This window comes from Burkholderia pulmonis, from assembly GCF_984667975.1.
The window spans coordinates 3,465,494-3,481,646 of record NZ_OZ480186.1 but is presented as its reverse complement, the minus strand read 5'-3'; the positions used below and the strand labels follow the sequence as shown (position 1 = coordinate 3,481,646).

Annotated in this window: 15 protein-coding genes; 7 read left to right on the top strand and 8 right to left on the bottom strand. The window is 66.8% G+C overall.

What is annotated here, in order from left to right; translation table 11 throughout:
* Positions 1 to 239 precede the first annotated feature (239 nt).
* From bcaP to AC5LXK_RS16150, 8 genes are all read right to left on the bottom strand, one after another.
* Positions 240 to 1,646: a branched-chain amino acid transporter BcaP gene (bcaP, locus tag AC5LXK_RS16185; protein ID WP_493389709.1), complete on the bottom strand. Its 1,407-nt coding sequence runs from the start codon at positions 1,644 to 1,646 to the stop codon at positions 240 to 242.
* Between the two features lie 223 nt (positions 1,647 to 1,869).
* Entirely contained in the window at positions 1,870 to 2,526 is a 657-nt protein-coding gene (rqpR, locus tag AC5LXK_RS16180) for a response regulator transcription factor RqpR (protein ID WP_493382967.1), read from the bottom strand.
* 7 nt (positions 2,527 to 2,533) lie between these two features.
* The gene (rqpS, locus tag AC5LXK_RS16175; RefSeq protein WP_493389708.1) at positions 2,534 to 3,349 is read right to left on the bottom strand and encodes a quorum system sensor histidine kinase RqpS; all 816 of its coding nucleotides are present in this window, start codon (positions 3,347 to 3,349) and stop codon (positions 2,534 to 2,536) included.
* A 417-nt stretch (positions 3,350 to 3,766) separates the two neighbouring features.
* Positions 3,767 to 4,537: a ferredoxin--NADP reductase gene (locus AC5LXK_RS16170; RefSeq protein ID WP_493389707.1), complete on the bottom strand. Its 771-nt coding sequence runs from the start codon at positions 4,535 to 4,537 to the stop codon at positions 3,767 to 3,769.
* Between the two features lie 227 nt (positions 4,538 to 4,764).
* Positions 4,765 to 5,412: a LysE family translocator gene (locus tag AC5LXK_RS16165; protein WP_493389706.1), complete on the bottom strand. Its 648-nt coding sequence runs from the start codon at positions 5,410 to 5,412 to the stop codon at positions 4,765 to 4,767.
* A gap of 108 nt (positions 5,413 to 5,520) precedes the next feature.
* Positions 5,521 to 6,336, bottom strand: a complete 816-nt coding sequence (locus AC5LXK_RS16160; protein WP_493389705.1) for an endonuclease/exonuclease/phosphatase family protein — start codon at positions 6,334 to 6,336, stop codon at positions 5,521 to 5,523.
* 5 nt (positions 6,337 to 6,341) lie between these two features.
* The gene (locus AC5LXK_RS16155) at positions 6,342 to 6,830 is read right to left on the bottom strand and encodes a hypothetical protein (protein ID WP_493389704.1); all 489 of its coding nucleotides are present in this window, start codon (positions 6,828 to 6,830) and stop codon (positions 6,342 to 6,344) included.
* Positions 6,831 to 6,976: 146 nt separating this feature from the next.
* Positions 6,977 to 7,696, bottom strand: a complete 720-nt coding sequence (locus AC5LXK_RS16150; RefSeq protein ID WP_493389703.1) for a nitroreductase — start codon at positions 7,694 to 7,696, stop codon at positions 6,977 to 6,979.
* Positions 7,697 to 7,945: 249 nt separating this feature from the next.
* Between AC5LXK_RS16150 and AC5LXK_RS16145 the strand changes: the two genes are divergently transcribed.
* The 7 genes from AC5LXK_RS16145 (at position 7,946) to AC5LXK_RS16115 (ending at position 16,151) form a co-directional block, all read left to right on the top strand.
* Positions 7,946 to 8,926, top strand: coding sequence for an AAA family ATPase (locus AC5LXK_RS16145; RefSeq protein WP_493389702.1), 981 nt, complete (start codon positions 7,946 to 7,948; stop codon positions 8,924 to 8,926).
* Between the two features lie 165 nt (positions 8,927 to 9,091).
* Positions 9,092 to 10,201, top strand: coding sequence for an NAD(P)/FAD-dependent oxidoreductase (locus AC5LXK_RS16140; protein WP_493389701.1), 1,110 nt, complete (start codon positions 9,092 to 9,094; stop codon positions 10,199 to 10,201).
* A 147-nt stretch (positions 10,202 to 10,348) separates the two neighbouring features.
* Positions 10,349 to 10,660 (top strand): high-potential iron-sulfur protein, encoded by a 312-nt coding sequence (locus AC5LXK_RS16135; RefSeq protein WP_493389700.1) that lies wholly within the window; start codon positions 10,349 to 10,351, stop codon positions 10,658 to 10,660.
* Between the two features lie 191 nt (positions 10,661 to 10,851).
* Positions 10,852 to 12,159 carry an MFS transporter gene (locus AC5LXK_RS16130; RefSeq protein WP_493389699.1) on the top strand — a complete coding sequence of 436 codons (1,308 nt, stop codon included), beginning with the start codon at positions 10,852 to 10,854 and terminating at the stop codon, positions 12,157 to 12,159.
* Between the two features lie 320 nt (positions 12,160 to 12,479).
* Entirely contained in the window at positions 12,480 to 14,108 is a 1,629-nt protein-coding gene (locus AC5LXK_RS16125) for an ABC transporter substrate-binding protein (RefSeq protein WP_493389698.1), read from the top strand.
* A gap of 110 nt (positions 14,109 to 14,218) precedes the next feature.
* Positions 14,219 to 15,229 (top strand): ABC transporter permease subunit, encoded by a 1,011-nt coding sequence (locus tag AC5LXK_RS16120; RefSeq protein ID WP_175847253.1) that lies wholly within the window; start codon positions 14,219 to 14,221, stop codon positions 15,227 to 15,229.
* A 4-nt stretch (positions 15,230 to 15,233) separates the two neighbouring features.
* Positions 15,234 to 16,151 carry an ABC transporter permease subunit gene (locus AC5LXK_RS16115; RefSeq protein ID WP_493389697.1) on the top strand — a complete coding sequence of 306 codons (918 nt, stop codon included), beginning with the start codon at positions 15,234 to 15,236 and terminating at the stop codon, positions 16,149 to 16,151.
* The last annotated feature ends 2 nt before the right edge of the window (positions 16,152 to 16,153 follow it).

Sequence of the window (16,153 nt, the reverse complement as noted above, 5' to 3'; positions counted from 1 at the left end):
TGCGCGGGACCGTCGTTCGATGGCGGGATTATGAACCGCGCGGCGCGCACGTGCAGGCGCTGCGGCGGAACGTGCGGGCAAATCCGGAGGATCGGGCAAGACATCGCGACGATCGGACAGCGATCGATCGCGGCGACGGCGCGGCGGCCGGTTCGGGGAAGGAAGTTGCCGCGCGGGGCCAGTGGTGGCCCCGCGCGGTGTGGGTCATGGCGCGCGGCACGCGCGCGCCGTGACGGCGCTCAGTGCGCGTCTTGGTGGCCGTGTGCGAGCTTCGAGTGGTGCCGCGAGTACAGGAAGTAGATCACGAGGCCGATCACGAGCCAGATGCCGAATGCGGCCCACGTGACGGGCTGCAGGTTCAGCATCAGGAACAGGCACGATGCGACCGCGAGGATCGGCACCACGGGCACGCCCGGGCAGCGGAACGCGCGCGGCAGGTCGGGGTGCGTGCGACGCAGCACGAGCACCGCGATCGACACCATCGAGAATGCCGCGAGCGTGCCGATGTTGATCAGCTCGGCGAGCACGTTGAGCGGCACGAGCGCGGCGATCAGCCCGAAGAACAGGCCGACGAGCCAGGTCGTCAGGAACGGCGTCGCATAACGCGGATGCACGCGCGACAGCCTCGCGGGCAGCAGCCCGTCGCGCGACATCGCGAAGATCACGCGCGTCTGGCCGTAGCTCATCACGAGGATCACGGTCAGCATGCCGAGCACGGCGCCGAGATCGATGAAGCCCGCGACCCACTTCTCGCCGGCGACCTGCAGCGCGTACGAGATCGGGTGCGAGATGTTCGCGTAATCGGCCGACGGCACGATGCCGGTCGCGACCGCGGCGACCGTCACGTACAGCACCGCGCACACCGCGAGCGACGCGATGATGCCGATCGGCAGGTCGCGCTTCGGGTTCTTCACTTCCTCGGCCGCCGACGACACCGCGTCGAAGCCGATGAACGCGAAGAACATCACGGCCGCCGCGCCGAACACGCCGTTCCAGCCGTGCGGCATGAACGGCTTCCAGTTCGCGGGCGTCACGTGGAACACGCCAACCGCGATCACGAGCAGCACGACCGACACCTTGATGAACACCATGATGTTGTTGATGCGGGTCGATTCGCGGATGCCGATCGACAGCAGCGTCGTGATCACGATCATCACGAGGAACGCGGGCAGGTTGAACCACGTGGTGACGCCCGGCACCGCGCCCGGCGCGGCCGTCAGCACGGTCGGCAGCGACAGCCCGAAGCCCTGCAGCAGCGACTGCAGGTAGCCCGACCAGCCGACCGACACGGCCGACGACGCGAGGCCGTATTCCAGCATCAGGTCCCAGCCGATGATCCACGCGACGAGCTCGCCGAGCGTGGCATACGAATACGTGTAGATCGAGCCGGCGACGGGGATCGTCGACGCGAATTCCGCGTACGACAGTGCCGCGAGGCCGCACGCGATCGCGGCGATCACGAACGACAGCATCAGCGCGGGGCCGGCCTGCACGGCGCCGGTGCCGGTCAGCACGAAGATGCCGGTGCCGATGATCGCGCCGATGCCGAGGAAGGTGAGGTCGATCGCGCCGAGCGCTTTCTTGAGCCCGGCGGCGTGCGCGCCGGCGATCATGTGATCGACGTTTTTCTTGCGGAAGAGAGACATTGCGGATGAATCGCCAGCGCGCGCAGGTGCGAGGGCGCTGACTGAGTGAAAACCCGTAATTTTAGCCGATTTGACGAACAAGACCCGCTGCAGCGCAGCGGCGCGTCGCGGAATCGTCCGATAAAACAAGCGCTTGCGCGCAAAACGGGCGGCGGTTGAAGGCGACGCGGCGTGCGCCGCGTCGTGGGATCGGACGAGTCCGAGGTATCGGGCGAATCGGGTATCAGGCGCCGGCTGTGGGCGCCATGTCGACGAGCTGGTTGCTCATCACGTAGAACGTGAGTTCCGCGTTGTTCGACAGCCGCATCTTCTCGAGCAGCCGCGACCGGTACACGCTCACCGTCTTCACGGACAGCGACAGCGTGTTCGCGATGTCGGTGAGCCGCTTGCCCGACGCGAGCATGCAGAGCGTCTGGTATTCGCGGTCGGACAGCTTCTCGTGCGGCAGCGGCTCGTTCTCGAACGACACGTATTCGGCGAGCGCCTCGGCCATCGCGGGGCTCACGTACTTGCGGCCGGCCGCGACCTGCTGGATCGCGCCGATCATCTGCGCGGCGTTGACCGTCTTCGACAGGTAGCCGGCGGCACCGGCCTTCAGCGCGCGCACGGCGTACTGGTCCTCGCGATACATCGAGAACATCAGCACCGGCGTGCGCGACAGCTTGCGCTTGAGGCGCTTGAGCACCTCGATGCCGTTCGTGTCGGGCAGCGAGATGTCGAGCAGGATCACGTCGAATTCCTGTTTGTCGACGGCCGTCATTGCGTCGCCGCCGGTTTCGGCCTCGGTCACGTCGCGCGCGACGCCGCGGTCGATCAGCAACTGACGGATCCCTTGCCGGACGATCGCGTGATCGTCCACGAGCAGGATGTTCAGGCTCATGACGACCTCACGAAAGCGACGCGCGGCGTGCCGCGACAGGCACCGCGAGGAGCGAATCCCACGCGAAGCGCGCGGTGACGCGCGTGCCCTGGCCGGTTGCCGGCGTGGCCGTCTCGAAGCTGCCGCCGAACGCTTCGCAGCGGGCGCGCATGCCGGCGAGGCCGTAGCCGCTGCGGCGGTTCCGCGCGAAACCGGTCCCATCGTCGGCGACAATCAGCGACAGATGCGTGCCGTCGGTGACGATCCGTACGTCGACCGACGTCGCGCGTGCATGCTTCGCGACGTTCGACAGCGCTTCCTGTGCGACGCGGAACACCGCGAGCGCGCTGGCGCCGGCGATTTGCGTGAGGCGCGCGTCGGCCGCGCACACGAAGCTCGTGCGCAGGCGCGTGCGGGCCGCATGGGTGTCGATCCACGATGAAAGCGCGCCGACCACACCTGCGTCGAGCGCCGGCGTGTCGCGTTCGTCGATCAGCCGGCGATTCGCGTCGGTGGCGGCGTCGAGCGCCTGCTGCGCAAGCTCCAGCGCGCGCAGGCAGCCGTCCGGCGCATCGGCCGGCAGCCACGTTTGAACGTTTGCGAGCGCGAAACGAGCAGCGGTCAATTCGGCGCCCAGTCCGTCATGCAGCTCGCCTGCCAGGTGGCGGCGGGCTGCTTCGTCGGCGGCGAGCAGTTGGGCGGAAAGTGCGGCGATCCGCGCGGCGGAGGCGTCGCGTTTCGACGCTGCGCCGGCGATGGGCGGAGTAACGGCGCCGCTGTGCATGAGCTGCCGCGGCGGGAACGGGGCGTGGGCGCCCGAGGGCGCGTTAAGCGACGTATCCATGACTCTCCCTGCTGTCAGAAAGCGGTTCAGACACCGGCTGGCTGCGTGGATCGGCTGCCGTTTTGATGACGGTTGCCGCCAGAGAATCGCTCCATGCCGAGGTAACAAAAGTTACGTCTTGTAACACTTGCATCCGACCCTTCCACTCTCATTCAAACGGCAACCACGCGCGGCGAATAATATCTCAAAATTTCTGAAAAGGTCATGTCAGGCGGACATTTAAGGGTAAATGTGAATAATCGGATTGAACGTGTTGTAGGAAAAACACTGACACCCGAACACCGGACGATGACGTATCCAAATGTAACTATTTGAGATGGGATGGTCCCAGTTTGTTACGAATTCGCCAAGTGGGGGGCGAAAAAAAACCGGAGCTTTTGCTCCGGTTCTTGATGCGGCACAAATTTCGGGGGCGGATCAGTCCACGAATGCGCGCTCGATCACGTAGTGGCCCGGCGCGCTGTTCTTGCCTTCGACGAGGCCAGCCTGCTTCAGCAGGTCGGTCGTGTCCTTCAGCATCGCGGTGCTGCCGCACAGCATCACGCGGTCGTTTTCCGGCGAGAACGGCGGGACGTCGAGATCCGTGAACAGCTTGCCCGTCGCGATCAGGTCGGTGATCCGGCCTTCGTTGTCGAACGCTTCGCGCGTGACCGTCGGGTAGTAGACGAGCTTTTCCTTGATGATGTCGCCGAGGTACTCGTGGCCCGGCAGGTCGTGCTTGATGTAGTCCATGTACGCGAGCTCGCCCTTCAGGCGGCACGTGTGCGTCAGGATCACCTTGTCGAAGCGCTCGTAGATCTCCGGATCGCGGATGATCGACATGAACGGCGCGAGGCCCGTGCCCGTCGACAGCATCCACAGCGTCTTGCCCGGCAGCAGGTTGTCGGCGACCAGCGTGCCCGTCGGCTTCTTGCCGATCAGCACCGAGTCGCCCACCTTCAGGTGTTGCAGGCGCGACGTCAGCGGGCCGTTCTGGACCTTGATGCTGAAGAATTCGAGGTGCTCTTCGTAGTTCGGGCTGACGATCGAGTAGGCGCGCGCGAGCGGCTTGCCGTCGACTTCGAGGCCGACCATCGTGAATTCGCCGTTGTTGAAGCGCAGGCTCGCCTCACGGGTGCAGGTGAAGCTGAAAAGCGTGTCGGTCCAGTGATGGACGGATTGGACGGTGGCGGTGTCGTATTTGCTCATGGCTTTGAAAACGGACGCGCGTAGCGAACGCGTGTAACGGGCCCAAAAACGGGCAAAAAAACCGAGTGCGACGGCCCGATCGCAGATCGGCCGGCCGGCGCGTCGGACACGCGCCTTCTCGATGACAGACGTTTGAGGAACTCGTTATTTTACCCTGTTGACGCTGATCGCGGGCTTGACCCCCGTGACTGCGCGGATTTGGCGCAACAAATCCTTGCAACGAGCTTTCAGCGATCGGCCGCGAGTTTCGCGCCGAGGCCGACGAGCGCGACGCCGCACAGCGCGTCGAGCGGGCGGCGCACGCGCCGGTAGCCGCGCTGCGCGCGCGGGCTCGCGAACAGGTACGCGACGCACGAATACCAGCCGGCGGACAGCATGCCGATCGTCACCAGTACCGCGCCGTTGAACCACAGCGGCACGTGCGCGGGCAGCATCGCCGCGAACACGCTGGTCCAGAACGCGCACGACTTCGGGTTCGTCAGGCACGTGAACAGGCCGCTGCGATAGGCGCGCAGGTAGTCGCGCGCGTGCGGCGCGGCCAGCGGCACCGGTTCGTCCGGTGCGCCGGACGGCGCGGCGTCGCGGCGCACGCCCGAGCGCAGCAGCTTGAAGCCGAAGTAGACGAGATACACGGCGCCGCCGATCCGGATCGCCTCGTACAGCCATTCGACCTGGTGCAGCACGGCCGCGAGGCCGAGCATCGCGAGCGTCGCCCACGCGATCGACGCGGTGCCGACGCCGAGCGCCGACGCGGCGCCGAGGCTGCGCCGGCCGGCGAGCGACAGTTGCGAAATCATGAAGAAATTCGGGCCGGGCGTGATCGCCGCGACGAGGTAGACGACGGCGATTTGCAGCAGGATCGGCAGGTAGGTCATGGCGGCGCGGCCCGGAGGCAGGCGGTGGCGGAATGGGCAAGCCGCTACTGTAGCGCGCGCCGCTCGGTTGCGCTCCGGCGGCGTGCGATCGGGTCGTGATCCCGGTCGTTATTGCGGATCGAGGCGCAGGCGTGCGATGTACGGCAGGTGGTCCGACAGCCAGGCGGCTTCGCCGGACGGTGCGCGCCATTCGAGCGGCGTCAGGCCGCGCACGAACATCTTGTCGAGCGCGAGCGCCGGCGAGAACGCGGGGAACGTTCGCCCCGATTCGCCGAGCAGCGTCGCGACCTCGGACATCCCGATCTCGCCGAACAGCGCGACCGAATCGTTGCGCCAGTCGTTGAAGTCGCCGGCGAGCATCAGCGGGCCGTCGCCCGCGTTGCGCACGATCCAGTGCGCGATCCAGTGCATCTGGCGCAGCCGCGCGGCGCGCGTGAGCGCGAGGTGCGCGCACAGCAGCGTGACCGGCCGCGCACCCGCGAGCGTCGCGCGCGCGACGAGCAGCCCGCGCCGCTCGAAGCGGTGCGCGGAGATGTCCCAGCGGCCGCCGAGATCGAGCGGATGCGGCGACAGGATCGCGTTGCCGTGCCGCCACGACGGCTTGAACACGTTCGGCCCGAGCGCGATCTGCCAGTCGAGCGCATGCGCGATCTCGGTGGCCTGGCAGTGCCACACGTCGTCGACGGCCTCGTCCATCGGCGCACCGAAGCCGGGCGCGAGCACGGGGCGCGGCATGCGGCGCGCCATCGCTTCCTGCAGGAAATACACGTCGGCGTGCGTCGACTGCATCCAGTTGCGCATCGCGTTCCACGCGGTGAAGCCGAGCGGCGAGCGACCCTTGTGCAGGTTCCAGCTGACCGCGGTGATTTCGTCGGGCGCGGCGTGCGGTTCGGCGAACGGCAGGGACAGGGCGTCGGCGGACATGACGCTCAGTCCTTCGCGACGTGCGCACGCACGCGGTACACGAGATGCGGATGCTGCTCGACGAGCGTCCAGTCGGTCCATGCGTCGCTGCCGACGGACAGGCCGGGGTGGCTCGCGACGATCTGCCGCGGCGACGCGGGCACGCACGGGTCGCTGCGCGTCGCGTTTTCGTCGTCGAGGGTTTCCTGCACGTCGAGCGCGAGCGATACCGTGTTCGCGTTCGGATCGACGGTGAGCGGCGCGACCGTCACCGAGCGCGAGCGCTCGGTCGGCACGACGCGCGCGGCATTGCCGCAGCCGACCGGCACGGCGGACGGATAGCGATGGGTATCGGTGCGGGTCTGACCCACGGTGGTGTTTTGCTGGAACGTGTCGATCGTCTGACCGTCGCGCACCACCTGGATCTCCCACGCGACGACGGCCGGCGCGGGGCTCTGCGCATGGGCGGCGAGCGCAACGCTCGCAAGCAGGACGGCCAGGCCGTGTTTCAGCATGAAACGTCTCCGGAAACGCGGAATAGCGGGGAACGGACGCACATCTTACGCCCGATCGATTTCGATCGCGATGCGACGGGGCGCAGCGCGACGGGTTCGCCGCAAGATGCGGTCCTGTTCGAAAGGTAGGGCCGCGCCGTGCGTTTTCAAGCGAAAAAGCGCGCGAACTCGGCCACCGGCGCGCGCTCGGTGACGAGGCGGTTCTCGATCGCGCCGGGGTCGGCATGGCCGAGCGACATGCCGCAGACGAACTGTTCGTTGGGCGGAATGCCGAGGTGTTCGGCGACGATCCGGTGAAACGGCACGAATGCGGCCTGCGGGCAGGTATCGAGCCCGCGGGCGCGCGCGGCCGTCATCACGCCTTGCAGGAACATCCCGCAATCGAGCCACGCGCCGTGCGTCATCACGCGGTCGAGCGTGAAGAACAGTGCGACCGGCGCATCGAAGAAACGGAAATTGCGCGCGTGCTGCGCGTGCATGCGCGCCTTTTCGTCGCGGCCGATGTTCAACAGGCCGTACAGGTCCCAGCCGACCTTGCGGCGCCGGTCGATGTACGGCGACACCCATTCGCGCGGGTAGTAGTCGTATTCGGCGACGTATTTCTCGTCGCGCGCGGGATCGTCGTGGGCCGCGGTCAGCGCGGCGGCGAGCGCATCGCGCGTGGCGCCCGTCGCGACGTACACGCGCCACGGCTGGATGTTGGTGCCCGACGGCGCCCGGCTCGCCGCTTCGAGGATCGCCTCGAGCGTGTCGCGCGGCACGGGCGTGGGCAGGAATGCGCGGATCGCGCGGCGCGACGTGAGCGCCGCGTCGACGGCGTCGATCGCGGCGGCATCGGCGCGCGGAGAAGCAGCGGGGACGGACATCGGAATACCTTCGGGACGGGGCGTCGGGCGAGGTGCGGGCAGCATGTGCGCGGCGCGCGGACGCCATCGGCGAGCCCGGCGTGCGCCACGTGAATTTTCGATCATACGCCGCGGCGCGCAGCTGTGCAGCGCGCGCCCGCTGTTAGCAGCAGCCTCGCTTGGCTGCTTGCTTGCACGGGGATGCGGGATCGCTACACTGAAATCGTAAGGGTCTGATGGGTGTGTAACGGCAAGTGCAGCGAGGTTGGTATGACGACGGCGATGGTGAAACAGGAACTGGCGGTGGCGTCCTTCAGCACGGTGTACGACCTCGAGCAGGTCGAGACGGCGCTGAGCGACCTGAACGAGAGCGCGAGCGACGCACTGCGCGCCACCTACGAGCGGATGCTCAAGACGGGGAATCTGCGCTTCTGCGTGAAGCCGAACCGGATGCCGTCGTTCGACGAACTCGGCGACGCGTTGCCGAATTTCGGCGAGCCGCTCGACGACGTGCGCAAGCAGGTCGCGCTGTGCCTCGAGACGGACGACCGGCTCGAGCTGATGCCGATCCTGCTGCTCGGGCCGCCCGGGATCGGCAAGACGCATTTCGCGAAGGCGCTCGCGCAACTGCTCGGCACCGCGTACCACTACGTGCCGATGAGTTCGCTGACGGCCGGCTGGATCCTGTCGGGCGCGTCGTCGCAATGGAAGAACGCGAAGCCCGGCAAGGTGTTCGAGGCGCTCGTGAACGGCAGCTACGCGAACCCGGTGATCGCGGTCGACGAGATCGACAAGGCCGGCAGCGATGCGCAATACGATCCGCTCGGCGCGCTGTACGCGTTGCTCGAGCACGACACCGCGCGCGCGTTCGTCGACGAATTCGCGGAAGTGCCGATCGATGCGGGCAACGTGATCTGGATCGCGACCGCGAACGACGCGCAGGCGATTCCGGAGCCGCTGCTCAATCGGATGAACGTGTACGAGATCGCGCCGCCCGATGCGGCCGGCGCGCGCCGGATCGCACAGACGATCTACGACGAGATCCGCACGTCGCATGCGTGGGGGCGGCGTTTCCCCGAGACGCTCGGCGACGATGCGCTCGACGTGCTGGCCGCGACGCCGCCGCGCACGATGCGCCGTGCGCTGCTGCACGCATTCGGCGCCGCGCGGCTCGACGGCCGCGATGCGATCGGGCCGCACGACATCCGTGCCGACGAGGGAGCCGCGAAGCGGCGGCCGATCGGCTTTTGACGCGGCGGCGCGCGCACGACGGCGGCGTGCGCGCGTCGTCGTGCGTGGGGTGTGCGTGGGGGGGGCGGCGTCGTCGCGACGCGATGCGCAGGCGTTCGGCAAACGGTTGAACCGGGACGTACAATTCCTTTCTCTCCCTTCGACGCGCGAGCAGCGCGAACAGTCATGGAGCAGATGGATTGTGTCGTGATCGGCGCGGGTGTCGTCGGTCTGGCGATTGCGCGGGAACTGGCCGCGCGCGGGCGTGAAACGATCGTGCTCGAGGCCGCCGATGCGATCGGCACGGGCACGAGTTCGCGCAACAGCGAAGTGATCCACGCGGGGCTCTACTATCCGCGCGGGTCGCTGAAGGCGACGTCGTGCGTGCACGGGCGCGACCTGCTGTACGAATTCTGCGAGACGCATCACGTGCCGCACCGGCGCGCGGGCAAGCTGCTCGTCGCGACGAGCGCCGCGCAGGTGAAGCAGCTGAAGGCGATCGCCGCGCGCGCGGTCGAGAACGGCGTGCTCGACCTGATGCCGCTGACGCGCGCCGAGGCGCAGACGCTCGAGCCCCAGCTCGAATGCGTGGAGGCGCTGTTCTCGCCGTCCACGGGCATCGTCGACAGTCACCAGCTGATGCTTGCGCTGCTCGGCGACGCGGAGCGCGACGGCGCCGTCTGCGCGCTGAAATCCCCGGTCGAATCGATCGACGTGCTGCGCGGCGGGCGCTTCATCGTGCGCACGGGCGGCGACGCGCCGACCGAGATCGACGCCGCATGCGTGATCAACAGCGCGGGCCTCGGCGCGCAGGCGCTTGCGCGCCGCACGCGCGGCCTCGATCCGCGCTGGGTGCCGCCGCTCTATCTCGCGCGCGGCAACTACTTCAGCCTGTCGGGCCGTGCGCCGTTCTCGCACCTGATCTACCCGATGCCCGATCGCGCGGGGCTCGGCGTGCACCTGACGCTCGATCTCGGCGGGCAGGCGCGCTTCGGCCCGGACGTCGAATGGTGCGATGCGCTGCGCTACGAAGTCGATCCGGCGCGCGCCGGCGCGTTCTACACGTCGATCCGCGCATTCTGGCCGGGCCTGCCCGACGATGCGCTGCAGCCGGCGTACGCGGGCATCCGGCCGAAGGTCGCGGGGCCCGGCGAGCCGCCGGCCGACTTCCTCGTGCAGGGCGCCGCGCAGCATGGCGTGCGCGGGCTCGTGAACCTGTTCGGCATCGAGTCGCCGGGGCTCACCGCATCGCTCGCGCTCGCGCAGCGTGTGGGCGAGATGACCGCGTACCGCTGACGCACCGGCGCGGCGCGCGCGTGACGGCCGTGTGGAATTCCTTATCTCTGGAATTTCGGCGCGCACATTTATTCGCTTGGGCGTTATTCTGTCGAACGGCTGTCGCCAGAACAGCTTTCAAACCGATAACGTTGGAGCGAGTCCCCCATGAAAACATCCCGTCGGAGTTTCCTGATTACGAGCATTGGTGCCGTGTCCGCGCTGGCGCTGTCGCGCGAAGCGCTGGCCGATGCGCCGATGCTGTCGGAAACGGATCCGACCGCCGTGGCGCTCGGCTACAAGGCCGATGCCACGAAGGTCGACAAGACGAAGTACCCGAAATACGCAGCGGGCCAGGATTGTGCGGCCTGCATGCTGTTCCAGGGCAAGAAGGGTTCGGCTTCGGGCCCGTGCGGCGCCTTCCCCGGCAAGCAGGTGTCGGCGAAGGGCTGGTGCAGCGCATTCTCGAAGATGGGTTGAGTCCCGTGCGGCATCGTGCGATGCCGCATTGTGGCGAAAACCGCAAAACGCCCGCAGTCGAAAGACGGCGGGCGTTTTTTATTGCTTGAAAACGGTTCCGTCGCTTTCTACACTCGCTGCAAACCTGCGCGCCGCGACCCACCTGCGCGCCGCGCCGCCCGACACGGCGAATTCACGAGGATGAGGCACGCATGGCGACGATTGCGAATTCAACGAAAACGGTCCGGCCCGAGCGTGCGCTGAACCGGCGCGCGGTGGCGGCCGCCGTGATCGGCAACGCGCTCGAGTGGTACGACTTCACGGTGTTCGGCTTCATGACGGTCGTGATCGCCGAGCTGTTCTTCCCGACCTCCAGTGAATACTCGTCGCTGCTCCTGACCACCGCGACGTTCGGCGTCGCGTTCTTCATGCGCCCGATCGGCGGCATCGTGTTCGGGCTGTATGCGGACCGCGCGGGCCGCAAGGCCGCGCTGTCGCTCGTGATCCTGTTGATGACGGTCGGCATCTTCCTGCTCGCGATCGCGCCGCCCTATGCGGCGATCGGCATCGGCGGCCCGATCCTGATCGTGCTCGGCCGGCTGCTGCAGGGCTTCTCCGCGGGCGGTGAATTCGGCAGCTCGACCGCGCTGCTGATCGAAGCCGCGCCGTTCTCGAAACGCGGTTTCTACGGCAGCTGGCAGATGGCGAGCCAGGCGGCCGCGCTGCTGATCGGCGCGCTCGTCGGCGCGGCCGTCACGCGCGGCCTCTCGCACGACGCGCTGCGCAGCTGGGGCTGGCGCGTGCCGTTCATCCTCGGGCTCGTGATCGGCCCGATCGGTTTCTACATCCGCCGCCACCTCGCCGATTCCGAAGCCTTCCTGCATGCGCAGCAGAGCGCGCGCCGCGCGACGCTCGGTGAAGTGTTCACGCGCCACCCGCGCGAGGTGCTGTGCGGGCTCGGCTCGGTGATCGCGCTGACGGTGACGATCTACGTGCTGATCAGCTATCTGCCGACCTTCGCGGTGAAGCAGCTGAAGCTGCCTTATGCGCAATCGTTCTACGCGGTGATCGTCGGCAACCTGCTGCTGATGGTGCTGTCGCCGGTCGCGGGCGCGTGGTCGGACCGCATCGGCCGCAAGGGGCTGTCGCTGTGGTCGCTCGTGCTGACGTTCGCGCTGATGTACCCGCTGTTCGCATGGCTCGATGCGGCGCCGAGCATCGAGCGGCTGATCGTGGTGCAGGCCGTGCTGTCGGTGACGCTCGCGGGCTACTACGGGCCGTTCGGCGCGATGATCGCCGAACTGTTTCCCGCCAACGTGCGCTCGACCGGGCTGTCGATCGCGTACAACGTCGCGGTGATGCTGTTCGGCGGCTTCGGGCAGTTCATCGTCACGTGGCTGATCAAGGTCACGGGCACGCCGCTCGCGCCGACCTACTATGTGATGGCCGGGATCGCGCTGTCGATCGTCGCGGTTGCGTTCGTGCCCGCGCGCAGCGCCGACCTCGATGCGCCGGCGTGATCGCATGACGATTTGAAGACCGTCATCGGATCATTTCGCAAAACGCAACGATGGGCGGCCGGACGATGAAAATGGCGTGTCGAACCTTCGCGTTCGCGCCCGAATTGTTTAGTCACCGAACGAAACTTGCGCGGGATGAACGGAACTGTCGCTCGCGCGCGTTTTCGCATTTTTTACCCACACTAAACATCGGCACAAACCCGTGCGTGGGTATCTAGAAGAGTTTTTTCTCCAGCTTGTTGCCACATCGTTAGCTCAAGTAATATCCGCGTACGCCGGCCCCTGGCGGGCCGGTTCCGATCTGGAGACCTGGAGGAAACATGGAATACAACCGTCTGTTGCACACCCTGCGTGTTACCGCCATTGCAGGCGTGGCAGCGGCATCGCTCGGCGTCGCGGGCTCTGCATTCGCACAGATCCCGAACAAAACGCTCGTCTACTGCTCAGAAGGCAGCCCGGCGGGTTTCGATTCCGCGCAATTTACGACCGGCGTCGATTTCACCGCCGCCACGTTCACCGTCTACAACCGTCTCGTCGAATTCGAGCGCGGCGGCACGAAGGTCGAGCCGGGCCTCGCCGAGAAGTGGGACGTATCGCCGGACGGCAAGGTGTACACGTTCCACCTGCGCCACGGCGTGAAGTTCCACACGACCGACTTCTTCAAGCCGACGCGTGAATTCAACGCGGACGACGTGCTGTTCACGTTCCAGCGCATGCTCGATCCGAACCAGGCGTTCCGCAAGGCGTACCCGGTGTCGTTCCCGTACTTCACCGACATGGGCCTCGACAAGCTGATCACGAAGGTCGAGAAGGTCGATCCGTACACCGTGAAGTTCACGCTGTCCGAGCCGAATGCGCCGTTCATCCAGAACATGGCGATGGAATTCGCGTCGATCCTGTCGGCCGAATACGGCGACCAGCTGATGAAGGCCGGCAAGGCCGCCGACATCAACCAGAAGCCGATCGGCACGGGCCCGTTCATCTTCCGCAGCTACACGAAGGACGCGACGATCCGGTTCGACGGCAATCCTGATTACTGGAAGAAGGGCGAAGTGAAGCTGTCGAAGCTGATCTTCTCGATCACGCCGGATCCGGGCGTGCGCGTGCAGAAGATCAAGCGCAACGAATGCCAGGTGATGAGCTATCCGCGTCCGGCCGACATCGCGACGCTGAAGGCCGACTCGGGCGTCGACATGCCGTCGCAGGCAGGCTTCAACCTCGGCTATCTCGCGTACAACGTCGAGCACAAGCCGGTCGACAAGCTCGAAGTGCGTCAGGCGCTCGACATGGCGATCAACAAGAAGGCGATCCTCGAGTCCGTCTACCAGGGTGCCGGCCAGGCCGCGACCGCGCCGATGCCGCCGACCCAATGGTCGTACGACAAGAACCTGAAGACGGCCACCTACGACACCGCGAAGGCGAAGGCGCTGCTCGCGAAGGCAGGCTTCCCGAACGGTTTCGACATCACGCTGTGGGCGATGCCCGTGCAGCGCGCGTACAACCCGAACGCCCGCCTGATGGCCGAGATGATCCAGGCCGACTGGGCGAAGATCGGCGTGAAGGCGAAGATCGTCACGTACGAGTGGGGCGAGTACATCAAGCGTGCGCACGCAGGCGAGCAGGACACGATGCTGATCGGCTGGACGGGCGACAACGGCGATCCGGACAACTGGCTCGGCACGCTGCTCGGCTGCGACGCGATCAAGGGCAACAACTTCTCGCACTGGTGCTACAAGCCGTTCGACGATCTGGTCCAGAAGGGCCGCACGACGACGGGCCAGGATGCGCGGACGAAGCTCTATACGCAGGCCCAGCAGATCTTCGCGCAACAGCTGCCGTTCTCGCCGATCGCGAACTCGACGGTCTACCAGCCGACGCGCAAGAACGTGGTCGACATGCGCATCGAACCGCTCGGCTATGCCCGTTTCGACGGTGTTAGCGTGAAGTAACGCACCTGTCGTAAGCTGTCGCGAAGACCGGCTAACTCATCCGGCGGCGGGAGGCCAAAAGCTTCCCGTCGCCGGTCGCACATTTCCCACAAGAAAATACGAGACGCATCATGTTCACATTCGTGTTGCGCCGCGTGGGCATGGTGATCCCGACCTTCATCGGCATCACCATCCTGGCGTTTGCGCTGATTCACCTGATACCGGGCGACCCCATCGAAGTGATGATGGGCGAGCGCGGCGTCGATCCCGCGATGCATGCAGAGGCGATGAAACGCCTCGGGCTCGACCAGCCGCTGCCCATGCAGTACCTGCACTACATCGGCCGTGCGCTGCACGGGGATCTCGGCACGTCGATCATCACCAACACGAGCGTCGGGGGCGAGTTCTTCGCGCGCTTCCCGGCGACCGTCGAGCTGTCGCTGTGCGCGCTCGTGTTCGCGCTCGCGGTCGGGCTGCCGGCCGGCGTGATTGCCGCGCTGCGGCGCGGCTCGGTCGTCGACCACGGCGTGATGGGCACCGCGCTCACCGGCTACTCGATGCCGATCTTCTGGTGGGGGCTGATCCTCATCATGGTGTTTTCGTCATACCTCGGCTGGACGCCCGTATCGGGGCGCATCGCCGTCGAATACGATTTCCCGCACCCGACGGGCTTCATGCTGATCGATGCGCTGCTCGCGCCGGACGAAGGCTCGTTCAAGTCGGCGGTCAGCCACCTGATCCTGCCCGCGATCGTGCTCGGCACGATCCCGCTCGCGGTGATCGCGCGGATGACGCGCTCGTCGATGCTCGAAGTGCTGCGCGAGGACTACATCCGCACCGCACGCGCGAAGGGGCTGTCGCCCGTGCGCGTGGTCGTCGTGCATGCGCTGCGCAACGCGCTGATCCCGGTCGTCACCGTGATCGGCCTGCAGATCGGCACGCTGCTCGCGGGCGCCGTGCTGACCGAGACGCTCTTTTCGTGGCCCGGTGTCGGCAAGTGGCTGATCGATGCGATCGGCCGCCGCGACTATCCGGTCGTCCAGGGCGGCATCCTGTTGATCGCGACGCTCGTGATCGTCGTGAACCTGGTCGTCGACCTGCTGTACGGCGTGCTGAATCCGCGCATCCGCCACACGAGGTAATCCCATGAGCAATCTGCAAAATACCCTGCCGACCGAATCCGCGCCGGCCGGCGGCCGTGCGCTCGCGCTGCGCGAGTTCTGGGCCAACTTCTCGCGCAATCGCGGCGCCGTCGGCGCCGGCATCATCGTGCTCGTGCTGATCGCAGTCGCGCTGCTCGCGCCGCTGATCGCGCCGCACAGCCCGGTCGAGCAATACCGCGACTACGTGAAGATTCCGCCCGCGTGGCTCGACGGCGGCAACTGGAAATTCATCCTCGGCACCGACGAAGCGGGCCGCGACATCCTTTCGCGGCTGATGTTCGGCGCGCGGATGTCGTTCTGGATCGGCTTCGTGTCGGTCGTGCTCGCGCTGATCCCCGGCATCGTGCTCGGGCTCGTGGCCGCGTTCTTCCAGAAGTGGGCCGACACGCCCGTGATGCGCATCATGGACGTGCTGCTCGCACTGCCGTCGCTGCTGCTCGCGGTCGCGGTCGTCGCGATCATCGGCCCGGGCCTCACCAACACGATGTTCGCGATCGCGATCGTCGCGCTGCCGGCCTACGTGCGCCTGACGCGCGCGTCGGCGCTCGGCGAGCTGCAGAAGGAATACGTGACGGCGTCGCGCGTGGCCGGTGCCGGCACGCTGCGCCTGATGTTCTCGCAGGTGCTGCCCAACTGCACGGCGCCGCTGATCGTGCAGGCGACGCTCGGCTTCTCGTCGGCGATCCTCGACGCGGCGGCCCTCGGCTTCCTCGGCCTCGGCGTACAGCCGCCGACCGCCGAGTGGGGCGCGATGCTGGCCTCCGCGCGCGACTACATCGACAACGCGTGGTGGATCGTGACGATGCCGGGCCTGTCGATCCTGATTTCGGTGCTCGCGATCAACCTGCTCGGCGACGGGCTGCGTGACGCGCTCGATCCCAAACTGAAACGGATGGCGTGACC